Here is a 25,710-nt window from a genome sequence, read left to right on the forward strand (position 1 = left end):
ATGAATAAATTAATCTTTGGTTAAGGAAGTTTATGTAAATATAGGCTTTTTAAAATAAAAAACTTATATTTTGGGTATTAATATTAGATACACCAAATCAAAGGAGGAAATGGATTGAAAATTAAATTTTTTGGAGCTACAGAAAGTGTTACTGGGTCTTGTCACTTGTTAAATATAGATGAATATAATATATTGCTAGACTGTGGACTATATCAAGGTAGTGATGGAAAAGAAAATAGAAATAGCCAGTTGGGATTTAATGCAGAGGATATTGATTTAGTAATTTTATCTCATGCTCATATGGATCATAGTGGAAGAATCCCTCTGCTTTTTAAAGAAGGCTTTAAAGGAAGGGTAATTTGTACTAAAGGCACAGCAGATTTAAGTAATATTATGTTGATTGATTGTGCTCATATTCAAGTTACAGATGCAAATTGGAAAAGTAAAAAGAGAGAAGAAAAGGGATTAGAACCAATAGTTCCACTTTATGATATAAAGGATGCAGAGGAAAGTTTAAAACATTTTGAAGGCTACGATTATGATGAAGAAATCTCAATACTTCCCAATATAAAGCTGACCTTTAGAGATGCAGGACATCTTTTAGGCTCTGCTATATGTGAAATTTTAATCAATGAAATGGAAGAAACTGAAAGAAGAGTAGTTTATAGTGGGGATATTGGCAATGTTAATTTACCAATTCTTAAGGATCCAACTCCAGTTTCACAAGGAGATATTGTTATCATGGAAACAACTTATGGCAATAAAGAGCATAAGGCTGTGGAGGAAAATCTACACCAACTAGTAGAAATAGTAAAGGAAACCTTTGAACAGGGAGGAAACGTAATAATACCTTCCTTTTCCGTTGGAAGAACCCAAGAAATAATATATGGATTAAATAAATATGTGGAACAAGGAGAGCTTACACATTGTAAGGTGTATGTTGATAGCCCACTCGCTAAGGATACCACTAAAGTCTTTGAAAAGTATGAAGAATACTTTGATTGTGAGGCAAAAAGTTTAATTAATATGGGAGATAATCCATTAAAATTTAAGGGGTTATACTTTACAGAAAGTACAGAGGAATCAGTGGCTTTGAAGGATATTAAGGAGGGAGTAGTAATTATTGCAGCAAGTGGAATGTGTGAAGGTGGAAGAGTTGTTCATCATTTAAAAAATAATTTAGAAAGAGAAGAGTGCACTGTGGTATTTGTGGGATATCAATCTGAGGGTACCTTAGGTAAAAAAATTTTGAATGGAGAAAGTAAAGTAAAAATATTTGGAGAAGAAATTCAGGTGAAAGCAAAAATATATAATCTTGAAGGACTATCTGGTCATGGAGATAAAAAGGTATTGCATAACTGGTTAAAAGGTTTTAAAAACAAGCCAAATACAGTGTTTCTAGTACATGGTGAAGGTGATAGCATAAATTCCTTCAATAGAGAAATAACTTCAAAAGGCTATAAATCAATAATTCCCAAAAAAAATCAGGAGTTTACTATATGAAAATAATTAAAAACTTAACAAGCCTCAGTGCCTAAATTTATAATTTTAGGGTTGAAATTTAATTTATTTGAGTTATAATTTTATTGTAAAGCTATGTTAATCTTTGGTAATATATAAAAACTAAAGATTTTATAGAATATATTGCAATTACCAGTAATATTCTAAAAGTTGTTACTGTTTTAACAATTGCAATAAATCATACAAGTTAGTAAATGTTTTATAGAAAGAGGGTTGCTTGTAATGAGAAAAATGAAAACAATGGATGGAAATACCGCTGCAGCACACGTGGCTTATGCCTATACAGATGTAGCAGCTATATATCCAATAACTCCATCATCACCTATGGCTGAACACTGTGATGAGTGGGCAGCACAAGGAAGAAAGAACATTTTCGGACAAACTGTGAAAATGATGGAAATGCAATCAGAAGCAGGAGCAGCAGGGGCAGTTCATGGTTCACTTCAAGCTGGAGCCTTAACTACTACTTTTACCGCTTCTCAAGGATTATTATTAATGATTCCAAATATGTATAAAATGGCTGGAGAGTTACTTCCAGGAGTTTTACATGTAAGCGCTAGAGCATTAGCTGCTCAAGCTTTATCAATATTCGGAGATCATCAAGACGTAATGGCAGCTAGACAAACTGGATTTGCTCTTTTAGCAAATAACAGTGTTCAAGAGGTTATGGACTTGGCTCCAGTAGCTCACCTTGCTGCAATTGAAGGAAGAATTCCTTTCTTAAACTTCTTTGATGGTTTTAGAACTTCCCATGAAACTCAAAAAATAGAAGCTTGGGATTACGAAACTTTAGAAAAATTTTTAAATAAAGAAGCTGTTGAAAGATTTAGAAATAATGCTCTAAGTCCTGAACATCCAGTAACTAGAGGAACAGCACAAAATCCAGACATATACTTCCAAGCTAGAGAAGCATCAAATCCATTCTACAACGCAATTCCGGAAGTAGTAGAAAAGTACATGGACATGATAAATAAAGAAATAGGTACTGACTACCACCTATTCAACTATTATGGCGCACCAGATGCTGACAGAGTAATCGTTGCTATGGGATCAGTTTGTGATGTTATAGAAGAAACTATAGATTATTTAACAGCTAATGGAGAAAAAGTAGGATTATTGAAAGTTCGTTTATTTAGACCATTCTCACTTGCTCACTTCTTTAAGCACATGCCAGCAACAGTTAAAAAAGTAGCAGTGCTTGATAGAACAAAAGAGCCAGGTTCAGCTGGAGAACCATTATATCAAGATATAAGAAATGCTTATTATGATAGAGAAGAAAGACCAGTAATAATTGGTGGAAGATATGGACTTGGATCAAAAGATACAACTCCATCACAAATAGTTACTGTGTTTGATCACTTAAAAGAAGCTAATCTTAAAAATGGATTCACAATTGGTATAGAAGATGATGTTACTAATACATCACTTGCAATAACAAGAACTATCCAAACTACTGCAGAAGGAACAATTGAATGCAAATTCTGGGGATTAGGATCAGATGGTACTGTAGGAGCAAATAAGAGTGCTATAAAAATCATAGGAGATCATACAAACATGTATGCTCAAGCATACTTTGATTATGACTCTAAAAAATCAGGTGGAATAACAGTTTCTCACTTAAGATTTGGTAAAGAGCCAATTAAATCTCCTTACCTAATTAACCATGCTAATTATGTAGGATGTCATAATCAATCTTACGTTTATAAATATGATGTATTAGCTGGAATAAAAGATAATGGTACATTCCTACTAAACTGTATGTGGGATGCAGATGGTTTAGAGAAAAACTTACCAGCTACTATGAAGAGATATATAGCAAATCACAATATTAACTTCTACACAATAGATGCTGTTAAAATTGCAGAGGAAGTTGGTCTAGGTGGAAGAATTAACATGGTTTGTCAATCTGCATTCTTCAAACTTGCTGATATAATACCAGTAGAAGATGCTGTTAAATACTTAAAAGATGCAGTTGTAACTTCTTATGGTAAAAAAGGTGAGAAAATTGTTGCTATGAACCATGCTGCAATAGATGCAGGAATTAACTCTGTGGTTAAAGTAAATATTCCAGAAAGCTGGAAGAATGCTACAGACGAAAACTTAGAAGTTAAAAAAGAAAAACCTGAATTTATTAAAAACATTGTTGAAGTTATGAATAGACAAGAAGGAAATAGCCTTCCAGTAAGTGCTTTCCTTGGTATAGAAGATGGTACTTTTGAACATGGAACAGCTGCTTTTGAAAAGAGAGAAATAGCTGTTAATGTTCCAGAATGGCAACCAGAAAACTGTATCCAATGTAACCAATGTTCTTATGTATGTCCACATGCAGTAATAAGACCATTCATTGGAACAGAAGAAGATTACAAAAATGCTCCAGAAGGCTTAGTTCACCAAGCAGCTAAAGGCGGAAAAGCGATGGAAGGTTTAAGATTCCATATTGGAGTATCGGTTCAAGACTGTACTGGTTGTGGAAACTGTGCTCAAGTTTGCCCAGCTAAGCAAAAAGCTTTAGTTATGAAGTCATTAGATTCTCAAAGAAATCAAATACCAAACTGGGAATTTAGCTTAACCTTACCAAAGAGAGAAAACCCAATGAATGTTTCTTCGGTAAAAGGAAGCCAATTTGAAACACCACTTCTTGAGTTCTCAGGTGCTTGTGCTGGTTGTGGAGAAACTCCATATGTAAAACTTATAACTCAATTATTTGGAGATAGAATGATGATAGCTAATGCTACAGGTTGTTCTTCAATCTGGGGAGCTAGTGCACCAGCAACTCCATACACTAAGAATGAATGTGGAAAAGGTCCATCATGGGCTAACTCATTATTCGAAGATAATGCTGAGTTTGGACTAGGAATGTACCTAGGAGTAAATCAATTAAGAGACAAATTAGCATTATTAGTAGAAGAAGCACTTACTGAAGGCGTAAATGAAGAATTAAAAGCTGCATTTACAACTTGGTTAGAAAACAAAGATAATGGTGATGGTTCTAAAGTTGCAACTAAAGCATTATTACCATTACTAGAAGCAGCTAAAAATACTTCAGCAACTCTTGCTGAGATTTATAAAAATAAAGATTACTTCATTAAGAGATCTCAATGGATCTTTGGTGGAGACGGTTGGGCTTATGACATCGGATACGGTGGACTTGACCATGTGCTAGCTAGTGGAGAAGATGTTAATGTATTAGTTATGGATACAGAGGTTTATTCAAACACTGGTGGACAGTCTTCAAAAGCTACTCCAACTGCAGCTATAGCTAAGTTTGCTGCTGCTGGTAAGAGAACTAAGAAGAAAGATTTAGGAATGATGGCTATGAGCTATGGATATGTTTATGTAGCTCAAATATCAATGGGAGCTGATCAAAACCAGACTCTTAAAGCTATAAGAGAAGCTGAGGCTTATAATGGACCATCATTAATCATTGCTTATGCTCCATGTATCAACCATGGAATTAAGAATGGTATGGGATGTACTCAGTTAGAAGCTAAGAGAGCAGTTGAAAGTGGATACTGGGGAATGTACAGATTTAATCCAGATCTTAAAGAGCAAGGAAAGAATCCGTTCTCGTTAGACTCTAAAGCTCCAACTGCATCCTTCAGAGATTACTTATTAGGAGAAGTAAGATATGCTTCTCTTGCTAAAATGTTCCCTGAAGCTGCTGAGGCATTATTTGAAAAAACAGAAAAAGATGCAATGGACAGATTAGAAAGTTACAGAAAACTTGCAGCAGAGCAATAAATTTTAAGAGGTAGCATATTTGCTACCTCTTTATTTTTTAAAAAGAAATTTGAATTTTAAAAGTTACAATTAATATAAATGTAAAACTATGAAAATCTACAGTATTACTAATTAACTTTGTTAGGGTAGATTTTCTCCAAAATTGTTTTCTAAAATGAACTTGTTCTTTATTTAAAAGAATAAGTTAATGCCAAATTTTATATACATATCACAGAAAATTAGAATAATAATTTAAAACTAATTAAAAAAGTATAAATAATTAAAGGGATTTTGAGAAATTATAAGGTGTATGAAGCAATAAAGGTGAATTTTTAGATGAATATATAAAAATTACCAAAATATAATATAAAAGTACTTTTAATATTTGTAAATTCAGGGTACAATTAAAACATACTACTTAAGGAGGTAATTGATATGGAAGAAAATAAAAATGGTTGTTGCTGTGGTGGAAATCATGAGCATGAGCATAAACATAATCATGGAGAAGGAGATTGTGGATGCGGCTGTCATGATCATGAACATGAAGCATTAATAGTTGATTTAGAGGATGAAAACGGCAATACTATTCAATGTGAAATAGTTGATGGATTCCTTTTTGAAGAAAATGAATATGCTTTAGTGCAAAATCCAGAAGATGGTTCAATATATTTATTTAAAGTTGTTGGAGATGAGGAAGTTGGAGAGCTTGTAGTTCCTGAAGATGAAGAGTATGAAGCTGCAAGAGCATACTATGAACAGTTAATAGAGAGTGAAGCTGAAGGTAATTAGTCACACTAAATTTGTTCAGTGAGAGTCGTTGGATTTCAGCGACTCTTTTCTATATTTATTAAAGGTGGTACTTACAAATGGAAAAATTGGCTATTTTTGACATAGATTTTACTTTAACCAAAAAGGAAACTTCAATAGAATTATATAAGTATATGCTAAAGAAAGATCCAAAACTTATTAAACACCTTCCTAAGCATTTAATAACTTTACTTCTTTACGGAATGAAATTTTATGATGAAAAGAAAAGCAAGGAAGCATTTTTAAGATTTTTGGATGGGGTTGAAGAAAAAGAAGTTCAAAGAATTGTTAAGGATTTTTATAGAGAAAAATTAAGCACAATTATTTATGAAGATGCCATTAAAATGATAAAGAAGCTAAAAAATGAAGGATATAAAATATATTTAATTTCTGCTTCAGGAGAATTTTATTTAAATGAACTCTATAACATAAAAGAAGTGGATAAGATAATTGGAACAAGATTTAAAGTTGAAAATGGTGTATTTAAATCTCTTATGGAAGGTGCTAATTGCAAAGGTGAAGAAAAAATTAAAAGGTTAATGGAAGAACTAAAAAAAGACAATGTAGAAGTTGATTTTAAAAGTTCCTACATGTTCTCTGATTCCTTAGCGGACTTGCCACTATTAAATTTAGTTGGAAAAGGTTACTTAATTAACTATAAAGGAAAACATGATTTAGAAATATTAAGATGGAAATAGCAATGCATTTATAACATATATATGATGATTTAAAAAGGAAGTGCAATTATGAGTGAATGTATAAGTAAAGTGTTTATTTATAATGGAGAGGTAATGCCTGTTGATGAATTTGAAACTCTATATCCTAAATCTGAAAAACTTTTATATGAAGTAATCAGGATTATTCATGGAAAACCGCTGTTTTTAAAGGAACACTTAGAAAGACTTAAAAACTCTATTGACTTTTCAGGAGTTAAAGGAGATTTTCTCGAGAAGGACATAAGACAGAATATTCTAAAGTTAATTGAAGAAAACTCCATAGAACAAGGAAATATAAAATTAATATTAGATGAGAACAATACCTTGATTTATTCTGTTAAACACAGCTACCCAAGTGAAGAAATGTATGGTACTGGAGTTAAAACTATACTTTATTTCGGTGAGCGAGAAAATCCAAATGCTAAAGTTATAAACAAAAGTTTCAGGCAAGTAATAGATGAAAAGTTGAAAGAAACTAATAGTTATGAAGCTATCCTTGTGAATAAGGATGGGTATATAACTGAAGGAAGCAAAAGCAATATTTTTATGATAAGAGAAAATCATGTTTTCACTGCACCGATAAAGGCAGTTCTTCCAGGGATCACAAGAGAAATGATAATTAAGGCTTGCGAAAGCATTGGATTAGTTGTTATAGAGAAAAATATACACTATAAGGATTTAATAGAATTAGATGGTTTATTTTTATCAGGTACATCTCCAAAGGTATTGCCAATAAATGAAGTTCAAGGGGAGAAATTTAATTCCGCTAATAATAAGGCTATAAGAAAAATAATGCATAAATTTCATGAGTTAATCTTAGAAGACTTAATTGAATTTAATAAGTTTTTATAAAAAACGTAAAGTAGAGATGAAAATTGACGATAATTATATATATAAGTATAATTATGGAAGTTTACTGTGTTTAAATACATAACTTTTTAAAGAGAAAGTATGGTTATATATTAAATTATGTAAATTAATTTCATTTAGTCTGATAATTTATTTTTGCTTTATGATTCATGAAATATATTTTAGGAGGGATCATGGGTAATGGGGTATGATTTTCAAGGTAAAAATTTAGAAGATTGTTTAGAACAAGCTAGTAATCAGTTGGGGATACCTAGAAATGAATTGAACTATAAAGTTATTAATGATAAAAAGAGTATTTTCAAAAGATCTTTCAGCATTACTGTGTATGTTGAATTAGAAGAAGATAAAGATACATATTACAGTATTGAAGAAACTTTAGAAGAAAAAAAAGATGAAGTCCAAGAAGAAGATACTAATGTATTTGAAAGTGGAGTTGGAACTGTTGCAGTACAGGGGGGGCAACTTATAATAAAGGATGCTGATGCTGATTCTACAGTGGAAAAACCAACGGTTTTGAAGGGGAAAGGTGTTAATTTAAGAGTAGATGGTAATGATGTTGCAGGTAGGGTTCCGGTAACAAACAAAAGTGAAATTGAAATAGAATTTGAAAATCAACAAGGAAAACGTGAAATAAATATCTCAATATCAGAAGATAAAATGGAGTGTTATATTTCTTTGAAATATACTCCAGAAAGAATTTATGGACTTCAGGATGTTAAAGAAAATACAAAAATAGTGTTAAATTCAGTACTCATTAAGGAGAAGTATCCGCCATTATATAATGAGGATGACATTATTACTGTATTGAAAAGTAAAGGTGTTAATTATGGGTATTGCTCAGATAATATAAAAGCTTGCAGTAACTCAAAAGATGTAGATAATGTGCTAGTTGCTAAGGGAAAACCATCAATACCAGCAAAAGATGATGTTGTTGAGATTTGTTTTAAGCAACATGCTACTAATGAGTTTGACTTAGATGAGTCCGGAAATGTAGATTTTAAATCTATTGGAAATATATCGAGTGTAAAAAAAGGTGATTGTCTTTGTAAAAAAAGCATTGGACACGATGGTATTCCTGGCATGAATGTTTTTGGACAAGTTATTCCTAGCAAAAAAAGAAAAATTAAGGATATAGTTGCTAAAGAGGGGTGTGAGCTAGTAGATAATAATGTCATCATAGCTACTATGGATGGTAAGCCACAGGTTAAAGGAAATCTCTTTTCAGTACACAATGTCCATAAAATAATGAGTGATGTAGATATCAAAACAGGTAACATTCATTTTATTGGTGATGTTATAGTTTACGGCGATGTTAAAGAGGGAATGAATATTGAAGCAGGAAATTCTTTGTTTATTAATTCTAATGTATTCAGAGCTGTTTTAAAGGCTGGAAGTGATGTTGAAGTGAAGGGAAATATAATTTCATCTTCTATAGTTGCAGGAAGCGGTTATGTTGAGGTACTTAAGTATAGCGAATCATTAAAAGCTTTAGCTAATACTTTGCATGAATTTAGTAATATTATTCACCAGGTTAAACATAATAAATTCGCAACGCAAAATATATCAGATAGTTCTTTAATGAAAAATATAGTAGATAGTAAGTTTAGAACGTTTAAAAATGATGTTAACACAACTTTAAAATATATGTATATTTTAAAGGACACACAAAACAAAGCTTTCAGAATGATAAGTGAAAAATTATCAGATGCTTATTTCACAAGGATTAATGATTATAAGGAAATAAAACACATTGAAGAATTAATTAATGAAAAATTAGAGGCAATGAGTGGTTATGGTGAAGTTTTGTCTAACATAATTCTCAATTATGCACAAGATTCAAATATTGAATGTTCAGGTGACGTAATAATTACTGGTAAAGGTGTATACAAGTCTTGTATAACATCTATGAATGAACTTATATTTTCGGGAAATGAAAATAGTACTGCAAGGGGTGGTATGCTAAGAGCAAAAGAGAAAATTGAAGCAAAGATAGTAGGGGCACCTACAGGTGTTGGCACTACACTTGCAGTATCGAAAGAAGGACATGTATATTGTAGTATTGCTCACTTAAATACAAAAATTATAATTGGAGAAAAAGAAACAGTATTAGATGAATCCTATAGAAATTTACATGCATACTTAAATAAGGATTCTGAATTAGTGGTTGATAAATTTAAATTATAGGGGGGACATAACGTGGCTAAAGAATTAAAGCTACTTGTATTTAACATAGGTGAACAATTTTTTGCAGGAGACATCATGGAAATTGAAAGAATTCTCACTTATGAACCACCAACAAAACTTCCAGATTCACCTGAGTTTTTAGAAGGAGTTATTAATTACGAGGGTAGCATACTTCCAATAATTAGTTTGGCTAGAAGATTTAATGTAAGCCCTAACTCTAATAGTGATATAAAGAAAAACTGCATTATTGTAACTAGGTATAATAAAAAGACTATAGGTATAATTGTAGATGCAGTAAATGAAGTGAAGTCCACTGTAGAAGACGCCATTGAAGAAGCTCCGGAGATATCTTCTAGCATCTCAAAGAGATATATAAAGGGTTTAGTAAAAGCAGAAGATAAAATTATTATATTACTACAGCTAAGCAATGTATTATCAGATGAAGAAAAAGAAAGTATTTAAGAACTTGGTGAAAGTATGGATTATATGGAAATAAAAGTAGGAATTGCAGACTTAAAAGTAGCTAGGGCTCCTGACCGCCTAATAACAATAGGGTTAGGTTCTTGTGTAGGAATAGTTCTATTTGATAGAACCTCAGGAATTGGTGGGTTAGCACATATCATGTTGCCAGATAGTAAGAAGTTCTCGAAAGTAATTAATGATATAAAATTTGCAGATTTAGCTATACCTATTCTTGTAAATAAGATGAAGGAAATGGGAGCAAATGCAAGAAATTTGAGAGCGAAAATTGCTGGTGGTGCTTCTATGTTTAATTTCTCAGATAGTAAGATAAATATGGACATAGGTGAAAGAAATAGTAAGGCTGTTAAAGAAATTTTGGGATTTTTTAGTATACCGTTAGAAAGTGAAGATGTTGGTGGAACAAAAGGAAGAACGATTACCTTTGATACCATGACTGGTGCACTATATGTGAGAACCGTAGGTGAGGGAACAAAAACAATATAATTTACACTAAATGGAGTGATTATATGATTAATAAAATTACAGTAATGGTTGCAGATGATTCAGCATTGATGAGAAGAATGATTTCTGATATGGTTAACATGGAAAATGATATGGAAGTCATTGATATTGCAAGAGATGGTGAGGAATTATTAAATAAACTAAGAATTAGAGTTCCTGATATAGTAACCCTTGATGTAGAGATGCCAAGACTTAATGGCATTGGAGCATTAAAAAAAATTATTGAGGCTAAAATTCCAGTAAAGGTAATTATGCTTAGTAGCCTAACAAAGGATGGAGCTGAGATTACGATTGAGTCTCTCCAAACAGGGGCTGTAGATTTTGTTCAAAAACCAGGTGGTTCTATATCTTTAGATATAAATAAGGTAAGAGAAGAATTAATAAGTAAAATAAGAATAGCTAAAGGTGTAAGAAAAACTGCTGGTGGAACAAATATTCCATCAAAATCCCAAGATGGTGCTAAACCACTAGGAAACTCAAGAAAAAAGATTGGTGAAGATCCAGTAATCTCTCGTAAATTTAAAAGTGAGACTTACAATGATTTTGCCAATAGCACAAATAAAAAGAAAACTATTAGCAAAGTCATTGGGAAGGTTGAGGCTGTGGTAATTGGAGCTTCTACAGGAGGACCCAAAGCGCTTTATGAAGTAATTACAAAACTTCCGGAAAATCTTGGGGTACCTGTGCTCGTTGTTCAGCATATGCCAGTAGGGTTCACTAAAGCATTTGCAGAAAGACTTGATAAGTTTAGTAAGTTGAAAGTTCTTGAAGCTACTCATGGACTAAAGGTTGAAAAAAATATAATATATGTAGCACCAGGCGGAAGTCATATGGAAGTTGCAGATGATAAAACTATAAGACTTACACAAGAACCAGCAATATGGGGAGTAAGGCCAGCTGTAGATAAGTTGTTTATTTCTGCAGCAAAAGTTTTTAATGGGAAACTTCTTGGAGTAGTGCTTACTGGAATGGGCAAAGATGGATCAAATGGTGTGGTGGAAATTAAAAATCATGGAGGATACAATATATCTGAAGATGAATCCACCTGTACAATTTATGGTATGCCAAAGGCTGCTTATGAAACTAACAAGGTTGATGAGGTAATACCTTTATATAATATTACCGAAAGAATTGTAAATGTAGTTGTAGAAAGGTAAAGTGAAATATGGACTTGAAATATTTTGAACAATGGGTATTAAAGGAGTTTAGTATAGATTTATCTGCATACAAGTCTAATCAGCTACATAGAAGAATATTGACTCTGATGTCAAGAGTTGGAGCGAAGTCAGTAGATGATTATATATCAATGTTAAAAAAAAGTAGTGAGCAAAGGCAAAAATTCCTTGATTACATCACCATAAATGTTACTGAATTTTACAGAAATCCAGAAATATTTAAAGAGCTAGATAGTTTTATTAAGGGAAGCTTAAACCATAGTAGACCTTTAAAAATATGGAGTGCCGCTTGTTCAATTGGAGCTGAACCCTATTCAATAGCAATGATGTTAAAAGAAATGTCACCTTCAGTAAGACATAAAATAATAGCAACTGATATTGACAATACAATATTACAAAGGGCAAAAGAGGGACTGTACATAGAGGTGGATGTCAAAAATGTTCCAGGTTATCAATTAGATAAGTATTTTATTAAGAAAGATAGTAAATATCTTATCAAAAATGAAATAAAGGAAATGGTTAGTTTCAAAAAGCATGATTTAATATTGGATAACTATGAATGTAACTTTGATATTATCATTTGCAGAAATGTAGTTATTTATTTTAATAATGAAGTAAAAGAAAAAATGTATGAAAAATTTAGTAATTCTTTAAATAAAGGTGGATTGTTTTTCATAGGTGCAACTGAGAGCATTTATAATTATAAAAAGTACAATTTTGAAAAGCTTTCAACATTTATCTATAAGAAGATTTAAGGAGGGTCAAAATGGATACTTCTCAATATCTTTCCATGTTCCTTGAAGAATCAAGTGACAATTTACAAACTTTAAATGAATGTCTACTTGCACTTGAAAATGAACCGAGAGATATGGAAAAATTAAATGAAATCTTTAGAGTTGCCCATACTATAAAGGGAATGGCAGCAACTATGGGATATAGCAAAATGGCTGAACTTACTCATAAGATGGAGGACGTGCTTTCTAACTTTAGACAAGGAAAGGTGGAAGTTACTCATAAGGTAGTAACAGTGCTTTTCAAATGCTTAGACACATTAGAAGCTATGGTTGACAGTATAACTCAAGGTGAAGATGGTGATATAGCTATAGAAGAGATTGTTAGTCATTTAGAGGGGGTAGCAAATGGAACTGAGGATGGAATAGAAATCTCTGTGGTAAAAGAGAATGTGATTGAAGATGTTATAGTTGATGGTACATCAGGGCTATATGGAATAGAGTTAAATGAGTATGAACTGAATATTATAAAACAAGCGAAACACTCGAATACTAATGCTTATCATATCCATATTACCTTAGATAAGGGAACAATTTTAAAATCTGCAAGAACTTTTGTGTTATTCCAGACTCTCGAAAAAAATGGAGAAATAATAAAATCTCTTCCAACTCTTGAAGATCTGGAAACAGAAAACTTTGACTTAGATATAGATTTAATTTATTTGTCTTCAAAAACTCTTTTAGAAATAGAGAAAGATATAAAAGGAATATCTGAAATAGATAAGGTGCAGATTTTTTCTCTAAATAATGATTCTAAGATTCAAGAAAATAGTGAAGAAGTTCAAATAGAGTTAAATGAATATGAACTGAATATTCTAAAACAAGCAAAACATTCAGATGTTAGTGCTTATCATATTCATATTACCTTAGATGAAGGAACAATTTTGAAATCTGCAAGAACTTTTGTTTTATTCCAAGCATTAGAGCAAAATGGGGAAATAATAAAATCAATTCCAGCTCTTGAAGATTTGGAAGCAGAAAACTTTGATTTAGATATAGATTTGATTTATTTGTCTTCTAAAACACTTAAAGAGATTGAAAAAGGGATAAGAGGTATATCAGAAATAAGTATAGTTCAGGTCTTTTCGCTAAATGATAGTTTTATGACTATAGGAAGTAAAGCGGAAGGTATATCAGCTTCAGAATGCGCTGCTTCTGTGGACGAATTAAGTTCGAAAGAAATAATAAAAGAAAAAGGCTCACAACCTAAAGCTGAAAAAAAAGATTTAGTAAAAGAAAAAAATAAAAACAAGCCAGTTGAACAGGTATCACAAAATGGACAAGATAAGAAGGTTAAGGCAAAAGGTATTGGTCAGTCTGTCAGGGTTGATTTAGATAGATTGGATAAGTTTATGAATATGGTTTCTGAGTTAGTAATTCATAGAACTAGATTAGAACAGATTAGTTCGAACCATAAAATAGCAGAACTTAACGAAACTTTAGAGCAGGTGGCTAGAACTACTACAGATTTACAAGATTTGGTGATGAAGATAAGAATGTTACCTTTGGATGTCGTATTTAATAGATTTCCAAGGATGATTAGAGACTTATCATTAGAACTAGGAAAAGAAATTGAGTTAGTAATTCAGGGTCAGGATACAGAGTTAGATAGAACAGTTATAGAAGAGATTGGAGAACCATTAATCCATCTTTTAAGAAATGCTGCAGACCATGGTATTGAAACTGTTGAGGAAAGAAAAGCAAAAGGTAAAGAATCAGTAGGTAAAATTAAATTAATTGCTTATTCAGAAGGAACAAAAGCTGTAATTAAAGTAGAAGACGATGGCAAGGGTTTAGATATTAGCAAGATTAAGGCTAAGGCTGAAAAAAATGGGATAAGTACTGAGGGTATGAGTGAAGCAGATATCAAAAACTTAATTTTTGCTCAAGGATTTAGTACTAATGAAGTAGTTACTGACATTTCAGGTAGAGGAGTTGGAATGGATGTTGTAAAGACAAAAATCTCTTCTCTAGGTGGAACAGTAGATGCCATAAGTGAAATGGGAAAAGGTACAAGTTTTATAATAAGATTACCTTTGACACTTCAAATAATTCAAGCTTTGTTAGTTAAAGTGGGAACAGAAACCATGGCTATTTCTTTAGGCTTTATTGATAGAGTAATAGAGTATAAAGAAGAAAATATAAGAAAAAGTAATAACAAAGAAGTTGTTTTATACAATGGTAATGTAATTAGCGTTATTAGAGTTAATAACAAGCTAAATATTGATTCTGTGGATCAAGGCAAAAAATATATAATTCTTGTTAAAGTTGGAGAACGTGAAATGGGTCTGGTAGTTGATTCATTACTTGGGCAACAAGAAATTGTTATAAAACCTTTTGGTAAAACTCTTAAATCAACTAAGGAATATATAGGTGCTACAATCTTAGGAGATGGATTAGTTACTTTAATTCTTGATGTAGCTGCACTAATTTAGGGGGGTGTGGCATTGAGTTATCTTGAATTTAATGATATTCAAATTGATGCCTTAAAGGAGGTTGGGAATATTGGTATTGGGAATGCAGCTACTGCCATGTCCCAACTCTTAGGGCGAAAAATACAAATAACTGTTCCAAAAGTTAATGTGATAAAACTTGAAGATGTTTTTTCAAGGATTGATGGAGAAGAAATAGTTTATGCTGTAATTGCACGAGTTTTAGGCGATACTCCTGGAAATATGCTATTTGTATTTGATAAAAAAACCATATTTAAAATAGTTGAATCTTTAGTAGGGGAAATGGGAGAAGAATTAAATGAGGTAGGTTATTCTGTTTTAGGGGAGATGGGGAATATTATTTTCACAACTTATATGAATGCTATAGGAAAACTAACAAATTTATCACTATTTCCTTCAGTTCCTGCTGTTACTAAAGATATGCTGTGTGCTATATTATCCACTACTTTTATTGAAGCTGGGCAGTATAGTGATAATGTTTTAGACATAGAAACAGATTTTGTTCAAGAAAAGGAAGAACTTAGAGGGAATTTTTACTTTATTCCCATGCCGGGTTCTTTAGAGAAAATACTAGAATCCTTAGGATTAAATTAATGGAGGTATAATAATGGCTAAAGTATTAATTGTAGATGATGCAACTTTTATGAGAATGATGATTAAGGATATATTGGAGAAAAATGGCTTCGAAGTAGTTGGTGAAGCTGGTGATGGTGCTAAAGCAGTAGAAATGTATAAGGCTGAAAAGCCAGATGTGGTAACTATGGATATAACAATGCCAGAAATGGATGGAATTGAAGCAGTAAAGGCTATAAGAGAATTTGACCCAGCGGCAAAAGTTATAATGTGCAGTGCAATGGGACAACAAAGTATGGTAATGGATGCTATAAGAGCTGGAGCAAAGGATTTTATAGTTAAGCCATTCCAAGCCGATAGAGTTCTAGAAGCTATAAAAAAAGTAATAGGATAGGGGGGGATAAAGTGCAAGTTGTTGTTTTTGATATTGGCAATGAACAGTTTGCAGTAGAAACCAGTAAAGTACAAAGTATTAATGATTTAATGGAAATTACAAAAGTTCCAAAAGCACAAAATTATATAAAAGGACTTATTAATTTAAGAGGAAATATAATAACAATATTAGATATTAATTTGCTTTTAGGTATGATAAATACCGATGCGAGGAATGATAATATTATAATTTTGAAACTTGAAGAGGAGTTAGTAGGAATTACTGTAGATGCTGTTGATGAAGTAATAGAATTTGATGAAGAAAAACTGGAGAAAATTTATAATGATATGGATAAACCCTATAATAAAGGGATAATTAACTTAAAAGAAAGAATAATAACATTAATAGATTTTGATAAATTACTACAATAAAACTTAAGTGTAGAAATGAGGTAGGGTATGGCAGAAGTTTTATCACAAAACGAAATAGATGCTCTTTTATCTGCCTTGTCTTCTGGTGATATAGAAGCTGATGAACTTCAGGGTGGAGAGGAAAAGGTTAAGGTTAAATACTATGACTTTAAACGTCCTCAAAAATTTTCAAAAGATCATATAAGAACGTTAGAGTTAGTTCACGACAACTATGCTAGAATAATAACAAATTATTTAACAGCTCAGCTTAGGGCTAATGTTAAAGTAAAGGTTGAAAGTGTACAACAAATTACTTATGAGGAGTTCATTCACTCTATACCAAATACAACTGTTCTTACTTTGTTCAAGATGCCGCCATTAAATGGACAAATTCTGTTAGAAACTAATGAAGAATTTGTTTTAAGAGTTTTTGATGTGTTAGCAGGTGGCAAGGGTCTTAAAAAACCTAAATTAAAAGAACTTACAGACATAGAGAAAAATCTTATCAGACATATAAATGAAGGATTAATATCAAATTTAAAGCTTGCATGGGAAGATGTTATTGAGGTACACCCAGAGGTAGAAACTGTAGAAACTAATCCAGCATTAAATCAAACTCTTGCTCCTAATGAACCAGTTGCATTAATTACTTTCACGGTAGAAATGTTTGGTACTAATATATTTATAAATATTTGTATACCATTTTTAAGCCTTGAAAAGGTACTAGATAAATTAGTAGTGCAATATTGGTTTAGTGAAGGTGATGATGAATTACAAAGGGAGTCTAGAGAAAAGTTAAACAGAAATATTAGAAAAGTAAGTATAGAGCTAAGTGCTATGTTAGGAAATACTAGTATTACAGTGGGTGACTTTTTAAATTTAGAAATTGGTGATGTAATAGCTTTAGATAACAAATATGAAGATCCTATTGAGATTTATGTTGAGGAACAGTTAACATATATGGCAAAGCCAGGATTACATGGCAAAAACAAAGCAATTCAAATTTTAGACTATATAGATAAGGATGTGGAGAATTATGAGTAATGGATTTCTTTCCCAAGAAGAAATAGATTCCTTGCTAAACGGTGGAGGTGGGGAACAAGCACCTATGGAAGTAGAGCGACTCTCAGACTTAGAAAAAGATTTACTAGGCGAGGTAGGGAATATTTCCATGGGCTCGGCGGCTACAGCTCTGTCAACCATAGTAGGGCAAAAGGTGAATATTACCACACCAACTATTAGTATTACTACGATGGAAGTTTTGAAAAGTACTTTTGAAACTCCAAATGTACTTTTAGATGTTAAATTCACTAGTGGAATTTCAGGTGGTAATTTATTAATAATGAAAATTACTGATGCTGCAGTAATTGCAAATTTAATGATGGGTGGAAATGGTGAAGTTGAATCAAGGCTAGAACTTTCAGAACTTGAAATAAGTGCTGTTCAAGAGGCCATGAATCAAATGATAGGTTCTGCAGCAACTTCAATGGCTACAATGTTTAATAGGGAGGTAAATATTTCTCCTCCGCATTCAGCTATTATTGATGAGACTACAACCCCTGTTTCAGAAGATATAGACGAGCATGATGAAATTATTGCTATATCATTTAAAATGACTATCGGCACATTAATCGATAGTAATATACTTCAAATACTTCCATTAAATACAGGGAAAAAAATAGTTTCAATAATGATGGGTACAGAAGATCAAGAAAGTACTGCACCAACTCAACCTGATGTTAATCATAATAGTATTACAAGTGATATGATGAATAGTGATTATAACACTGAAGTCGCTTACACCCATAAGGGTCCTGAGATTAATCAGAATCCAGTTCAAGTTAAGCAAGCGGCGTTCCAAACATTAAATGAAGTGGCGGTAAATAATATGCCTAAAAATATTGATTTAATTTTAGATGTGCCTTTAGATGTATCTGTAGAACTAGGAAGGACTAAAAAGAATATTAGAGATATTTTAGCATTATCCGCTGGCTCGTTGATTGAGTTAAACAAACTAGCTGAAGAACCTGTAGATATTTATATCAATGGCAAGAAAATAGCCTACGGTGAAGTTGTAGTTATTGATGAAAATTTTGGTGTTAAAATTACTGGTATTATTAGCGGAGAAGAGAGAATTAGAACTTTATCTAAATAATTATTTCATTTCAGAATTAAATTTTAGATTGATATTTTATAGCAATTTTTGATAAAACCCTAAACTTTACTGCTTAATATACGAATATAGAAATATATCAAATTAAGTTAAGTAATGAATAAAAGATATTTTGTTCAACTTCTTTGGAAGGAATAATAGGTTTTGACAAAGTTTATTTTTAGAAAAAAAGTTAGTTCAAAGAAAAATAACCATTCCTTCCAAAATGTTGTTAAGTGGGGGAGAATTTATGAAAATTAACAATACTAATAATATGAACAATATAAAGTACATTAATAATTACAAAGCAAATGAAGAAAAATCTAAGAATACTTCAAAATCACAAAATGGTGACAAGTGTGAGATTTCTTCTATAGGGAAGGTTTTAAACCACTTTTCTATAGAAGAAAACAATTTAGGTATTAAAGATAATAAAGATGTAGAAATTATAAAGAAACAGATAGCTCAAGGTAAATATAAGGTGGACACAAGAGCACTAGCAGAAAAGTTAATGTCTCATATGAAAGGAAAAATCTAATTTATGATTTGGGACTTGAAGGTTGTTTTAAAGGAAGAAGTTAATATTGTTAAAGATTTACTTGACCTCCTTGAAAAGCAGCACAGCTACTTAGTTAATCAGGAGGTTTTTAATCTTGATGGTATAATACCAAAAATTGAAGATGTCAGCAAAATGTTGGCTAAGGAAGAAACTAAAAGAAGAGTTCTTACTGAAAATAGGAATATGTCATCTATAATTTTAGAGTTCAAGGAAGATGAAGAATTAAACAGTTTGTACAACTGCTTACTTACTTTATTAGAAGAGATAAAAACTCAAAAATTTAGTAATGACTTGATAATAAAACAAACTCTTAGTTATACAAATTCCATGCTTAACATGTTAAAACCAAGAAATGAAAATAACACCTATAATGGGTATGGGAAGTTTAAAAAATAGGGGGGAATTATGTCAGGATTATTTCAAACGTTAAATGTTTCAAAAGGAGCAATGTTTGCTCAACAACATAATATAAATGTAACAAGTCATAATATAGCAAATGTAAGTACTCCAGGATTTTCAAGACAACACTTAGTGTTGCAAACAGGAAGACCACAAACAATAATTGGTGCAGGACAAGTAGGAACTGGCGTGGTAGTTAATGAAGTACTAAGAACAAGAAATACTTTCCTTGATTATCAGATAAGAAAAGAGTCAAGCTACCTAGGAAATTTTGATGTAAGAGAACAATATCTTACTGAAATTGAAGGTATTTTAAATGAACCTTCGGATACAGGACTTTCAAAGTTGCTCTCTGATTATTATAATGCTTGGCATATTGTTGCAGGTAGTCCTGAGAAAACAGACTCAAGAGCTGTTTTAGCACAAAAATCCAAAGCTCTTACAGATGAGCTGAATCACACCTATAAAAAACTGACAGATGTAAAGATAAATGCTCAAGAAGAGATTGAGCATAATATTTATCAAACAAATACAATACTTGAACAAATAAATATTGTTAATAAGGAAATAAAAACTGTTACTGTGGCAGGAAACAACCCAAATGACTTACTTGATAAAAGAGATTTGCTTTTAGATGAACTAAGTTCTAAATTTGAATTTTCAAAAAAAGATATAGCATTAAATGGTATAAAGTTATGGCCAACAGGCACTAACTATGATGATAAGTTTATGCTGGTTGAAAATCAAGATATTGACGAAATTTTCAAGTTGCAGTATGTAACAACAGTTGGAAATGAACCATCTAGTTTTCCAGGAACAGTAGACATTATTTACAGAAATAAGGATGGGGTAGATATAACTAAATCTATAGTTGTAGATGAACAACAATATAAGGATTTAGCTGAGTCTCATACCATATGGATTGATGAAAAGGGAGAGCCAGTTTCTGATGTGGATAAGATGATTTTCAGGCCTGACTCAGGTAAATTTGGTGGATTAATGTCTGTTCATACTGATGCAGATAAGTATATTGGAGAGTTAAATAAGCTAGCAAAAGCTATAGCTTATTCTACTAATGCAATTCATAACGAAGGATATGATGATACTAATTCCTTTTTTATTGATAAATCTGTTGCAGTAGCGGATAAAAACACAAAATTCGACGGAATAACTGCTGAAAACATTACAGTAAATGATGATATATTAAAGAATCCTATGTTAATACATACAGCTGCAGATAGCAAAAGTGGTAGTACACACAATGAGAGAGCTATTGCATTAGCTCAATTAAGAGATTTTGCAATGGATATTACAAAGATGGATGGTAAGTATCAATATAGTAAGTTTATGACTGATCACATTGATACAAGTACTGTTATTCCGACTAAAAAGTCAATTGTAGGTGGAGCTAAAGTAGAAAGTTATTTTAAAACCACGGTAAGTGAGCTAGGAGTCGAAGGACAAAGAGCACAAAGAATTGTAAAAAACCAAGGAGAGCTACTGGAGGGACTAGTTACAAGAAGAGCTTCGGTTTCGGGAGTATCTATGGATGAGGAAACTGTTAATTTAATCCAGTTTCAACACGCATATCAAGCTAATGCTAAAATGATATCAACAGTTGATGAACTTTTAGATGTTGTTATTAATGGTCTTAAAAGGTAGTAAGAGGTGAAATAATGAGAATAACAAATAGCATGTTATCAACTAGCTTTCTAGGTGATATGAACAGAAATTTAGGTAATATGAGTAAGCTTCAAAAACAATTAACATCTGGAAAAGAATTTTCTAGACCTTCCGATGACCCTTTTAGAGTGGCGCGTTCCATGCAAATGTACAGTGAGATATATACTAATGAACAGTACAATTCAAATATAAAGGACACTCTTAATTGGATGGATACTACAGATACTGCACTAACTCAATCTACAGAATGCTTAAATAGAATTCGGGAGCTAATGAATACCGCAGGGAATGCTTCCTACGGTAGTACACAGCTTACGGCTATTAAGGATGAAATAAATGAAAGAGTGGCAGAGTTTGCCCAAATTATGAATAGTACTTTTGATGGTAAGTATATTTTTGGAGGGGCTCAAGGTACGTCAAAACCTGTAGATGTAACAGTAAGTGGTGGTGTGAACTCAATAAAAATAAATGCTTTAAATGAAGCAAATATAAATAAAAAATTAGAAGTGGAAATTTCTGCTGGTGTAACGGTAGAATATAATGTAAATGCTGCAGAGGTGTTCAACTTTGGAGGAACAACTAATGATTTGCCAGCTTTGTTTAATGATATTTTATCCCACTTAAGCAATTCAGCAGACCGGGATAAGATTATAGGTGTAGACTTAGAAAAAATAGATCAAGCGATTAACAACGTACTTACAGTAAGTGCGAAAAATGGTACTATTCAAAATAGAATGGAAAACGCAAAAAGCTTAAATGAGGCGCAAAATTTCAATATGGTGGAGATACTTTCTGATAATGAAGATGTAGATTATGTAGAAAAAACCATGCAGTTTGCTACAGTACAAACAGTATATATGGCTTCTTTGCAAACCAGTGCAAAGGTACTGCAACCAACTCTTCTCGAGTTTTTAAGATAATGGAGATAAATTTATGAAGCTTACAAGCAAGTATCACGAAACAATAAATTATGAAGAAAAAGAAATCATAACCTTTGAAAATGGCATTTTCGGTTTTGAAAGTCTTAGAAATTTTATAATTATACCTGTAGAAGGAAATGAATTGTTTAGTATTTTACATTCAATAGAAGATGACAGTGTTGAAATAGTTATAGTATCCCCTTTCGATTTTAAAAATGATTATGAATTTAAATTAAGTAATCAGTGTATTGAAAAGTTAAACATTAAAGAGGAAAAGGATGTTTTAGTTTATACTACAGCTACCCTAAACTCAGATATAAATAAAATTACAACTAATCTTAAAGCTCCTATAATAATTAATGTATGTAATAATTTAGCCATGCAGATAATAATTGATAATGAAAAGTACAAAATAAAAGAACCACTTTTTAAGGAGTGATACAAGTGTTAGTTGTAAGTAGGAAAAAGGGAGAATCAATACTTGTTGGTGATGATATTGAAATCACCGTAGTTAAGGCTGAGAATGGTACAGTTCGCCTTGCAATTGAGGCTCCAAAATCCGTTTCAATACTTAGAAAAGAATTAAGAGATGAAATAACTCTAGAGAATAAGAATGCAGTTTTAGTTGACAACTCAATTCTAAGGGGATTAAAGAAATAGATATGAGGTGCAAAGATGGGGATTAGTGAAATTTATGTAGGAAGAGCTATAGAAGTTGATAACTATAGTTTAGTAAGTAAAAATGAACAAAAAGTAGAGTTGGAAAATAATCGTAACAATGAATTTGAATTTATAGGAACCAAAGATTATACAGATGAGGATGTTGAGTCTGCTGTAAGATACATTAATAGATTTTTTGGAGATAGTCATGCTATATTAAGATATGAAAGGCATGAAAAGTCAAATATTATGGTATTAAAATTAGTGGACGAAGAAACGCAAGAAGTTTTAAAAGAAATTCCACCAGAAAAGATAATTGATATGGTGAATAGAATTTGCGAACTAGTAGGATTGGCAGTTGATAAAAAAGCATAATTGCTTTAAGCTGAAAGGAAAGATGTGAGAATGTTAGCTTCTAATAATGGTTACAATGCTTATAAAAATAATAGTATTAATTTCGCATCTAAAGAACAGTTATTCTTAATGCTTTTAGATGGTGCAGTAAAATTTTCTAAGATAGGTAGTCAGGCTATAGCAGACAAAGAAATTACAAAAGCCCATGAAAACATTATTAAGACACAAAATATATTTTACGAATTAATGGCAACCTTAGATACTTCTAGTGGCGAACCTTGGCTAAATGATTTATTTAACATTTATGACTTTATAACTAGAAGACTAATTGATGCCAATATTAAAAAGGATTTAAAAATAATGGATGAGATAATTCCACTGATAGAGGATATTAGAGACACTTGGAATGAGGCCTATAGATTATCTAAAAGTGGAAAATAATTATGGTGGTGATATATTATGGATAAAATTAGATTTGGGGGAATGGCTACGGGGTTAGACACTGATACTATGGTTAAGCAAATGATGCAACCCTATAGAATGAAAGTAGATAAGTTTAAACAAGATAAACAAGTGTTACAATGGAAACAAGATATTTACAGAGACATTATTAAGGATATAAGAGATTTGAAAAGTTCTTTTTTTGATAATGCAAAACCTGAAAATAACCTATTGTCAATTAAAAATTATTCTGCATATAGTGTGACAAATAAAGATTCTCTAGTTGCTAATATCTCATCATCTACAACAGGAGTACTAGAAGGTACCTATACAGTAGATGTTAAGAATTTAGCGGAATCAGGTAAAATTACAGGTAACGTGATTAATAATGCTACCAGAGGAACAAAACTATCCGAGGCTACTGTGTTAGGAACTATCAATGCTACTGATAGTATAAAAATAACTGTAAATGGAGGTACTCCAATAGAAATTGTAGTGGGAGATACCAACATGACGTTGCAGCAATTTGCTGACAAAATATCCACAGAAACTAAAGGCGCAGCAGTAGCGAGATTTAGTGAACTTACAGGACAATTTACAATAGAAACAAAAACAACAGGGGATAATGCTAGCATCTCTGTTGAAAATGGAATTGGTTCTTTACTAACAAATTTAAAAATAAACACATTAAGTGATTCTGGAATTAATGGATCTGTTGCCATAACAGACCCATCAGGAGCAACTAAATTACTTTCAAAAGAAAGTAATGATTTTAATATTGATGGTGTTTCTTATTCACTTAAAGGAAAAGGAGTTTCTACTGCAAGTGTGACAGCTGATAGTGACAAAACCTTTGATAAAATTGTGAGCTTTATAAATAAATATAATGAGTTAGTGGATAAAGTTACTAAAAAAACTGAGGAAAAAAGACAATATTCCTATTCACCTTTAACTGAAGATCAGAAAAAAGACATGAAAGAGGATGAAATCAAAAAGTGGGAAGAAAAGGCTCAAGAGGGTCTAATTAAAGGAGATAGTAGTTTAAAAGCTATGCTTTCTGAGTTGCGACTTGCATTTACAGATGCTGTGGAAGGTGCAGGAATAAGTCTTAAAGAAATAGGATTTTCTACATCTAAAGATACTACACAAAGAGGCAAAATATTCCTAAATGATAATTTGACACCCGAAGATGCTAAGAAGAAGTTTTCAGAGGTAATGAAGACTAAAGGTAGTGAAGTTGTTAATTTATTTACAAAAGATGGTGTAGATATAAAGAATAAAGGAATAGTAAGAAGATTAGATTCTATAGTAGAAAAATATACTTCACCTTTTGGAGAAAAGGGTGTTCTTATAAAAAAAGCTGGTTTAAAAGGGAATAGTACAGAGAATAGCAATATATTAACAGATCAAATGAAGGAAAAAGACAAAATAATACTAAACCTAGAGAAAAATTTAGCAGCAAGAGAAAATGCCTATTATTTAAGATTTGCTCAATTAGAAAAAGCTATGAATAATATGAATTCACAGTCTGCATGGCTAGCACAACAACTAGGCGGCGGGGCTCAGTAGGTGGATATACTAGACGAGAGAGGTTCCATGACAAATTTATTCGAAGCATTAAAAGGATTTCAAGACTTAACTAAAACAATAATACATGATTTAAGAGAAGATGAAGTGGACAAGCTTTTAGATTTAATAGAGGAAAGGCAGCAAATTATTAAAGTTATACAGAAACTTCAGTATAATACAAATGATTTTGAATTGTACTGTAAGAACTTTAATATTATGGAATTGGAACAAGAAGCTGTCTTTTTAATTCAAGATAAGATGAAATGGACTCAAAATGAGATTAAAAAAGTTCAATCTGCTAAAAGTGCCAATAATGACTATAATAGGGAGTTTTACAAAAATATAAAATTATTTGACAAACAAGTGTAAAAATTTCCATATTTGCTATAAAGCATT

The 25,710-nt window shown here is 31.7% G+C and carries 26 protein-coding genes; all 26 read left to right on the forward strand.

What is annotated here, in order from left to right:
* The first annotated feature begins 114 nt into the window (after window positions 1-114).
* The 26 genes from B3040_RS09575 to B3040_RS09700 all read left to right on the forward strand — a co-directional run bounded on the left by B3040_RS09575 (window position 115) and on the right by B3040_RS09700 (window position 25,683).
* Window positions 115-1,503: an MBL fold metallo-hydrolase RNA specificity domain-containing protein gene (locus B3040_RS09575; protein ID WP_291572619.1), complete on the forward strand. Its 1,389-nt coding sequence runs from the start codon at window positions 115-117 to the stop codon at window positions 1,501-1,503.
* A gap of 240 nt (window positions 1,504-1,743) precedes the next feature.
* Window positions 1,744-5,262, forward strand: coding sequence for a pyruvate:ferredoxin (flavodoxin) oxidoreductase (nifJ, locus tag B3040_RS09580; protein ID WP_291572621.1), 3,519 nt, complete (start codon window positions 1,744-1,746; stop codon window positions 5,260-5,262).
* 414 nt (window positions 5,263-5,676) lie between these two features.
* Window positions 5,677-6,030 (forward strand): DUF1292 domain-containing protein, encoded by a 354-nt coding sequence (locus B3040_RS09585; protein WP_291572623.1) that lies wholly within the window; start codon window positions 5,677-5,679, stop codon window positions 6,028-6,030.
* 77 nt (window positions 6,031-6,107) lie between these two features.
* Entirely contained in the window at window positions 6,108-6,746 is a 639-nt protein-coding gene (locus B3040_RS09590; protein ID WP_291572625.1) for an HAD-IB family hydrolase, read from the forward strand.
* Between the two features lie 48 nt (window positions 6,747-6,794).
* Complete coding sequence (locus B3040_RS09595; RefSeq protein WP_291572627.1) at window positions 6,795-7,616, forward strand: aminotransferase class IV; 822 nt, start codon at window positions 6,795-6,797, stop codon at window positions 7,614-7,616.
* Between the two features lie 198 nt (window positions 7,617-7,814).
* Entirely contained in the window at window positions 7,815-9,818 is a 2,004-nt protein-coding gene (locus tag B3040_RS09600) for a flagellar assembly protein A (RefSeq protein WP_291572629.1), read from the forward strand.
* Window positions 9,819-9,830: 12 nt separating this feature from the next.
* On the forward strand, window positions 9,831-10,280 hold the full coding sequence (locus B3040_RS09605; RefSeq protein ID WP_291572631.1) for a chemotaxis protein CheW: 450 nt from the start codon (window positions 9,831-9,833) through the stop codon (window positions 10,278-10,280).
* 15 nt (window positions 10,281-10,295) lie between these two features.
* A complete protein-coding gene (locus B3040_RS09610) occupies window positions 10,296-10,784 on the forward strand; it encodes a chemotaxis protein CheD (RefSeq protein WP_291572633.1) in 489 nt (162 codons plus the stop codon).
* Window positions 10,785-10,810: 26 nt separating this feature from the next.
* Window positions 10,811-11,959 carry a protein-glutamate methylesterase/protein-glutamine glutaminase gene (locus tag B3040_RS09615; RefSeq protein ID WP_291573103.1) on the forward strand — a complete coding sequence of 383 codons (1,149 nt, stop codon included), beginning with the start codon at window positions 10,811-10,813 and terminating at the stop codon, window positions 11,957-11,959.
* 8 nt (window positions 11,960-11,967) lie between these two features.
* Entirely contained in the window at window positions 11,968-12,732 is a 765-nt protein-coding gene (locus B3040_RS09620) for a CheR family methyltransferase (RefSeq protein ID WP_291572636.1), read from the forward strand.
* An 11-nt stretch (window positions 12,733-12,743) separates the two neighbouring features.
* Window positions 12,744-15,203 carry a chemotaxis protein CheA gene (locus tag B3040_RS09625; protein ID WP_291572638.1) on the forward strand — a complete coding sequence of 820 codons (2,460 nt, stop codon included), beginning with the start codon at window positions 12,744-12,746 and terminating at the stop codon, window positions 15,201-15,203.
* A 12-nt stretch (window positions 15,204-15,215) separates the two neighbouring features.
* Window positions 15,216-15,815 carry a chemotaxis protein CheC gene (locus B3040_RS09630; protein ID WP_291572640.1) on the forward strand — a complete coding sequence of 200 codons (600 nt, stop codon included), beginning with the start codon at window positions 15,216-15,218 and terminating at the stop codon, window positions 15,813-15,815.
* Between the two features lie 13 nt (window positions 15,816-15,828).
* Window positions 15,829-16,188, forward strand: a complete 360-nt coding sequence (locus B3040_RS09635) for a response regulator (protein WP_291572642.1) — start codon at window positions 15,829-15,831, stop codon at window positions 16,186-16,188.
* A gap of 11 nt (window positions 16,189-16,199) precedes the next feature.
* Window positions 16,200-16,598: a chemotaxis protein CheW gene (locus B3040_RS09640; RefSeq protein ID WP_291572644.1), complete on the forward strand. Its 399-nt coding sequence runs from the start codon at window positions 16,200-16,202 to the stop codon at window positions 16,596-16,598.
* A 27-nt stretch (window positions 16,599-16,625) separates the two neighbouring features.
* A complete protein-coding gene (gene fliM, locus B3040_RS09645) occupies window positions 16,626-17,621 on the forward strand; it encodes a flagellar motor switch protein FliM (RefSeq protein WP_291572646.1) in 996 nt (331 codons plus the stop codon).
* Window positions 17,614-18,732 (forward strand): flagellar motor switch phosphatase FliY, encoded by a 1,119-nt coding sequence (fliY, locus tag B3040_RS09650; RefSeq protein WP_291572648.1) that lies wholly within the window; start codon window positions 17,614-17,616, stop codon window positions 18,730-18,732. The genes fliM and fliY overlap by 8 nt, the downstream gene beginning before the upstream one ends.
* A gap of 247 nt (window positions 18,733-18,979) precedes the next feature.
* On the forward strand, window positions 18,980-19,267 hold the full coding sequence (gene flgM, locus B3040_RS09655; protein WP_291572650.1) for a flagellar biosynthesis anti-sigma factor FlgM: 288 nt from the start codon (window positions 18,980-18,982) through the stop codon (window positions 19,265-19,267).
* A gap of 3 nt (window positions 19,268-19,270) precedes the next feature.
* The gene (locus B3040_RS09660; RefSeq protein ID WP_291572652.1) at window positions 19,271-19,684 is read left to right on the forward strand and encodes a flagellar protein FlgN; all 414 of its coding nucleotides are present in this window, start codon (window positions 19,271-19,273) and stop codon (window positions 19,682-19,684) included.
* A gap of 9 nt (window positions 19,685-19,693) precedes the next feature.
* Window positions 19,694-21,349 (forward strand): flagellar hook-associated protein FlgK, encoded by a 1,656-nt coding sequence (flgK, locus tag B3040_RS09665; RefSeq protein ID WP_291572654.1) that lies wholly within the window; start codon window positions 19,694-19,696, stop codon window positions 21,347-21,349.
* A gap of 14 nt (window positions 21,350-21,363) precedes the next feature.
* Window positions 21,364-22,290 (forward strand): flagellar hook-associated protein FlgL, encoded by a 927-nt coding sequence (gene flgL, locus B3040_RS09670; RefSeq protein ID WP_291572656.1) that lies wholly within the window; start codon window positions 21,364-21,366, stop codon window positions 22,288-22,290.
* 13 nt (window positions 22,291-22,303) lie between these two features.
* On the forward strand, window positions 22,304-22,729 hold the full coding sequence (gene fliW / locus B3040_RS09675) for a flagellar assembly protein FliW (RefSeq protein WP_291572658.1): 426 nt from the start codon (window positions 22,304-22,306) through the stop codon (window positions 22,727-22,729).
* A gap of 5 nt (window positions 22,730-22,734) precedes the next feature.
* Window positions 22,735-22,950 carry a carbon storage regulator CsrA gene (gene csrA, locus B3040_RS09680; RefSeq protein ID WP_291572660.1) on the forward strand — a complete coding sequence of 72 codons (216 nt, stop codon included), beginning with the start codon at window positions 22,735-22,737 and terminating at the stop codon, window positions 22,948-22,950.
* Between the two features lie 15 nt (window positions 22,951-22,965).
* On the forward strand, window positions 22,966-23,325 hold the full coding sequence (locus tag B3040_RS09685) for a flagellar protein FlaG (protein WP_291572662.1): 360 nt from the start codon (window positions 22,966-22,968) through the stop codon (window positions 23,323-23,325).
* Window positions 23,326-23,355: 30 nt separating this feature from the next.
* Entirely contained in the window at window positions 23,356-23,745 is a 390-nt protein-coding gene (gene fliS, locus B3040_RS09690) for a flagellar export chaperone FliS (RefSeq protein WP_291572665.1), read from the forward strand.
* 18 nt (window positions 23,746-23,763) lie between these two features.
* Entirely contained in the window at window positions 23,764-25,314 is a 1,551-nt protein-coding gene (gene fliD / locus B3040_RS09695) for a flagellar filament capping protein FliD (protein WP_291572667.1), read from the forward strand.
* Window positions 25,315-25,683, forward strand: coding sequence for a hypothetical protein (locus tag B3040_RS09700; protein ID WP_291572669.1), 369 nt, complete (start codon window positions 25,315-25,317; stop codon window positions 25,681-25,683).
* Window positions 25,684-25,710: the final 27 nt, after the last annotated feature.

Source organism: Clostridium sp. UBA4548 (assembly GCF_002387895.1).
GTDB lineage: Bacteria > Bacillota > Clostridia > Clostridiales > Clostridiaceae > Clostridium_J.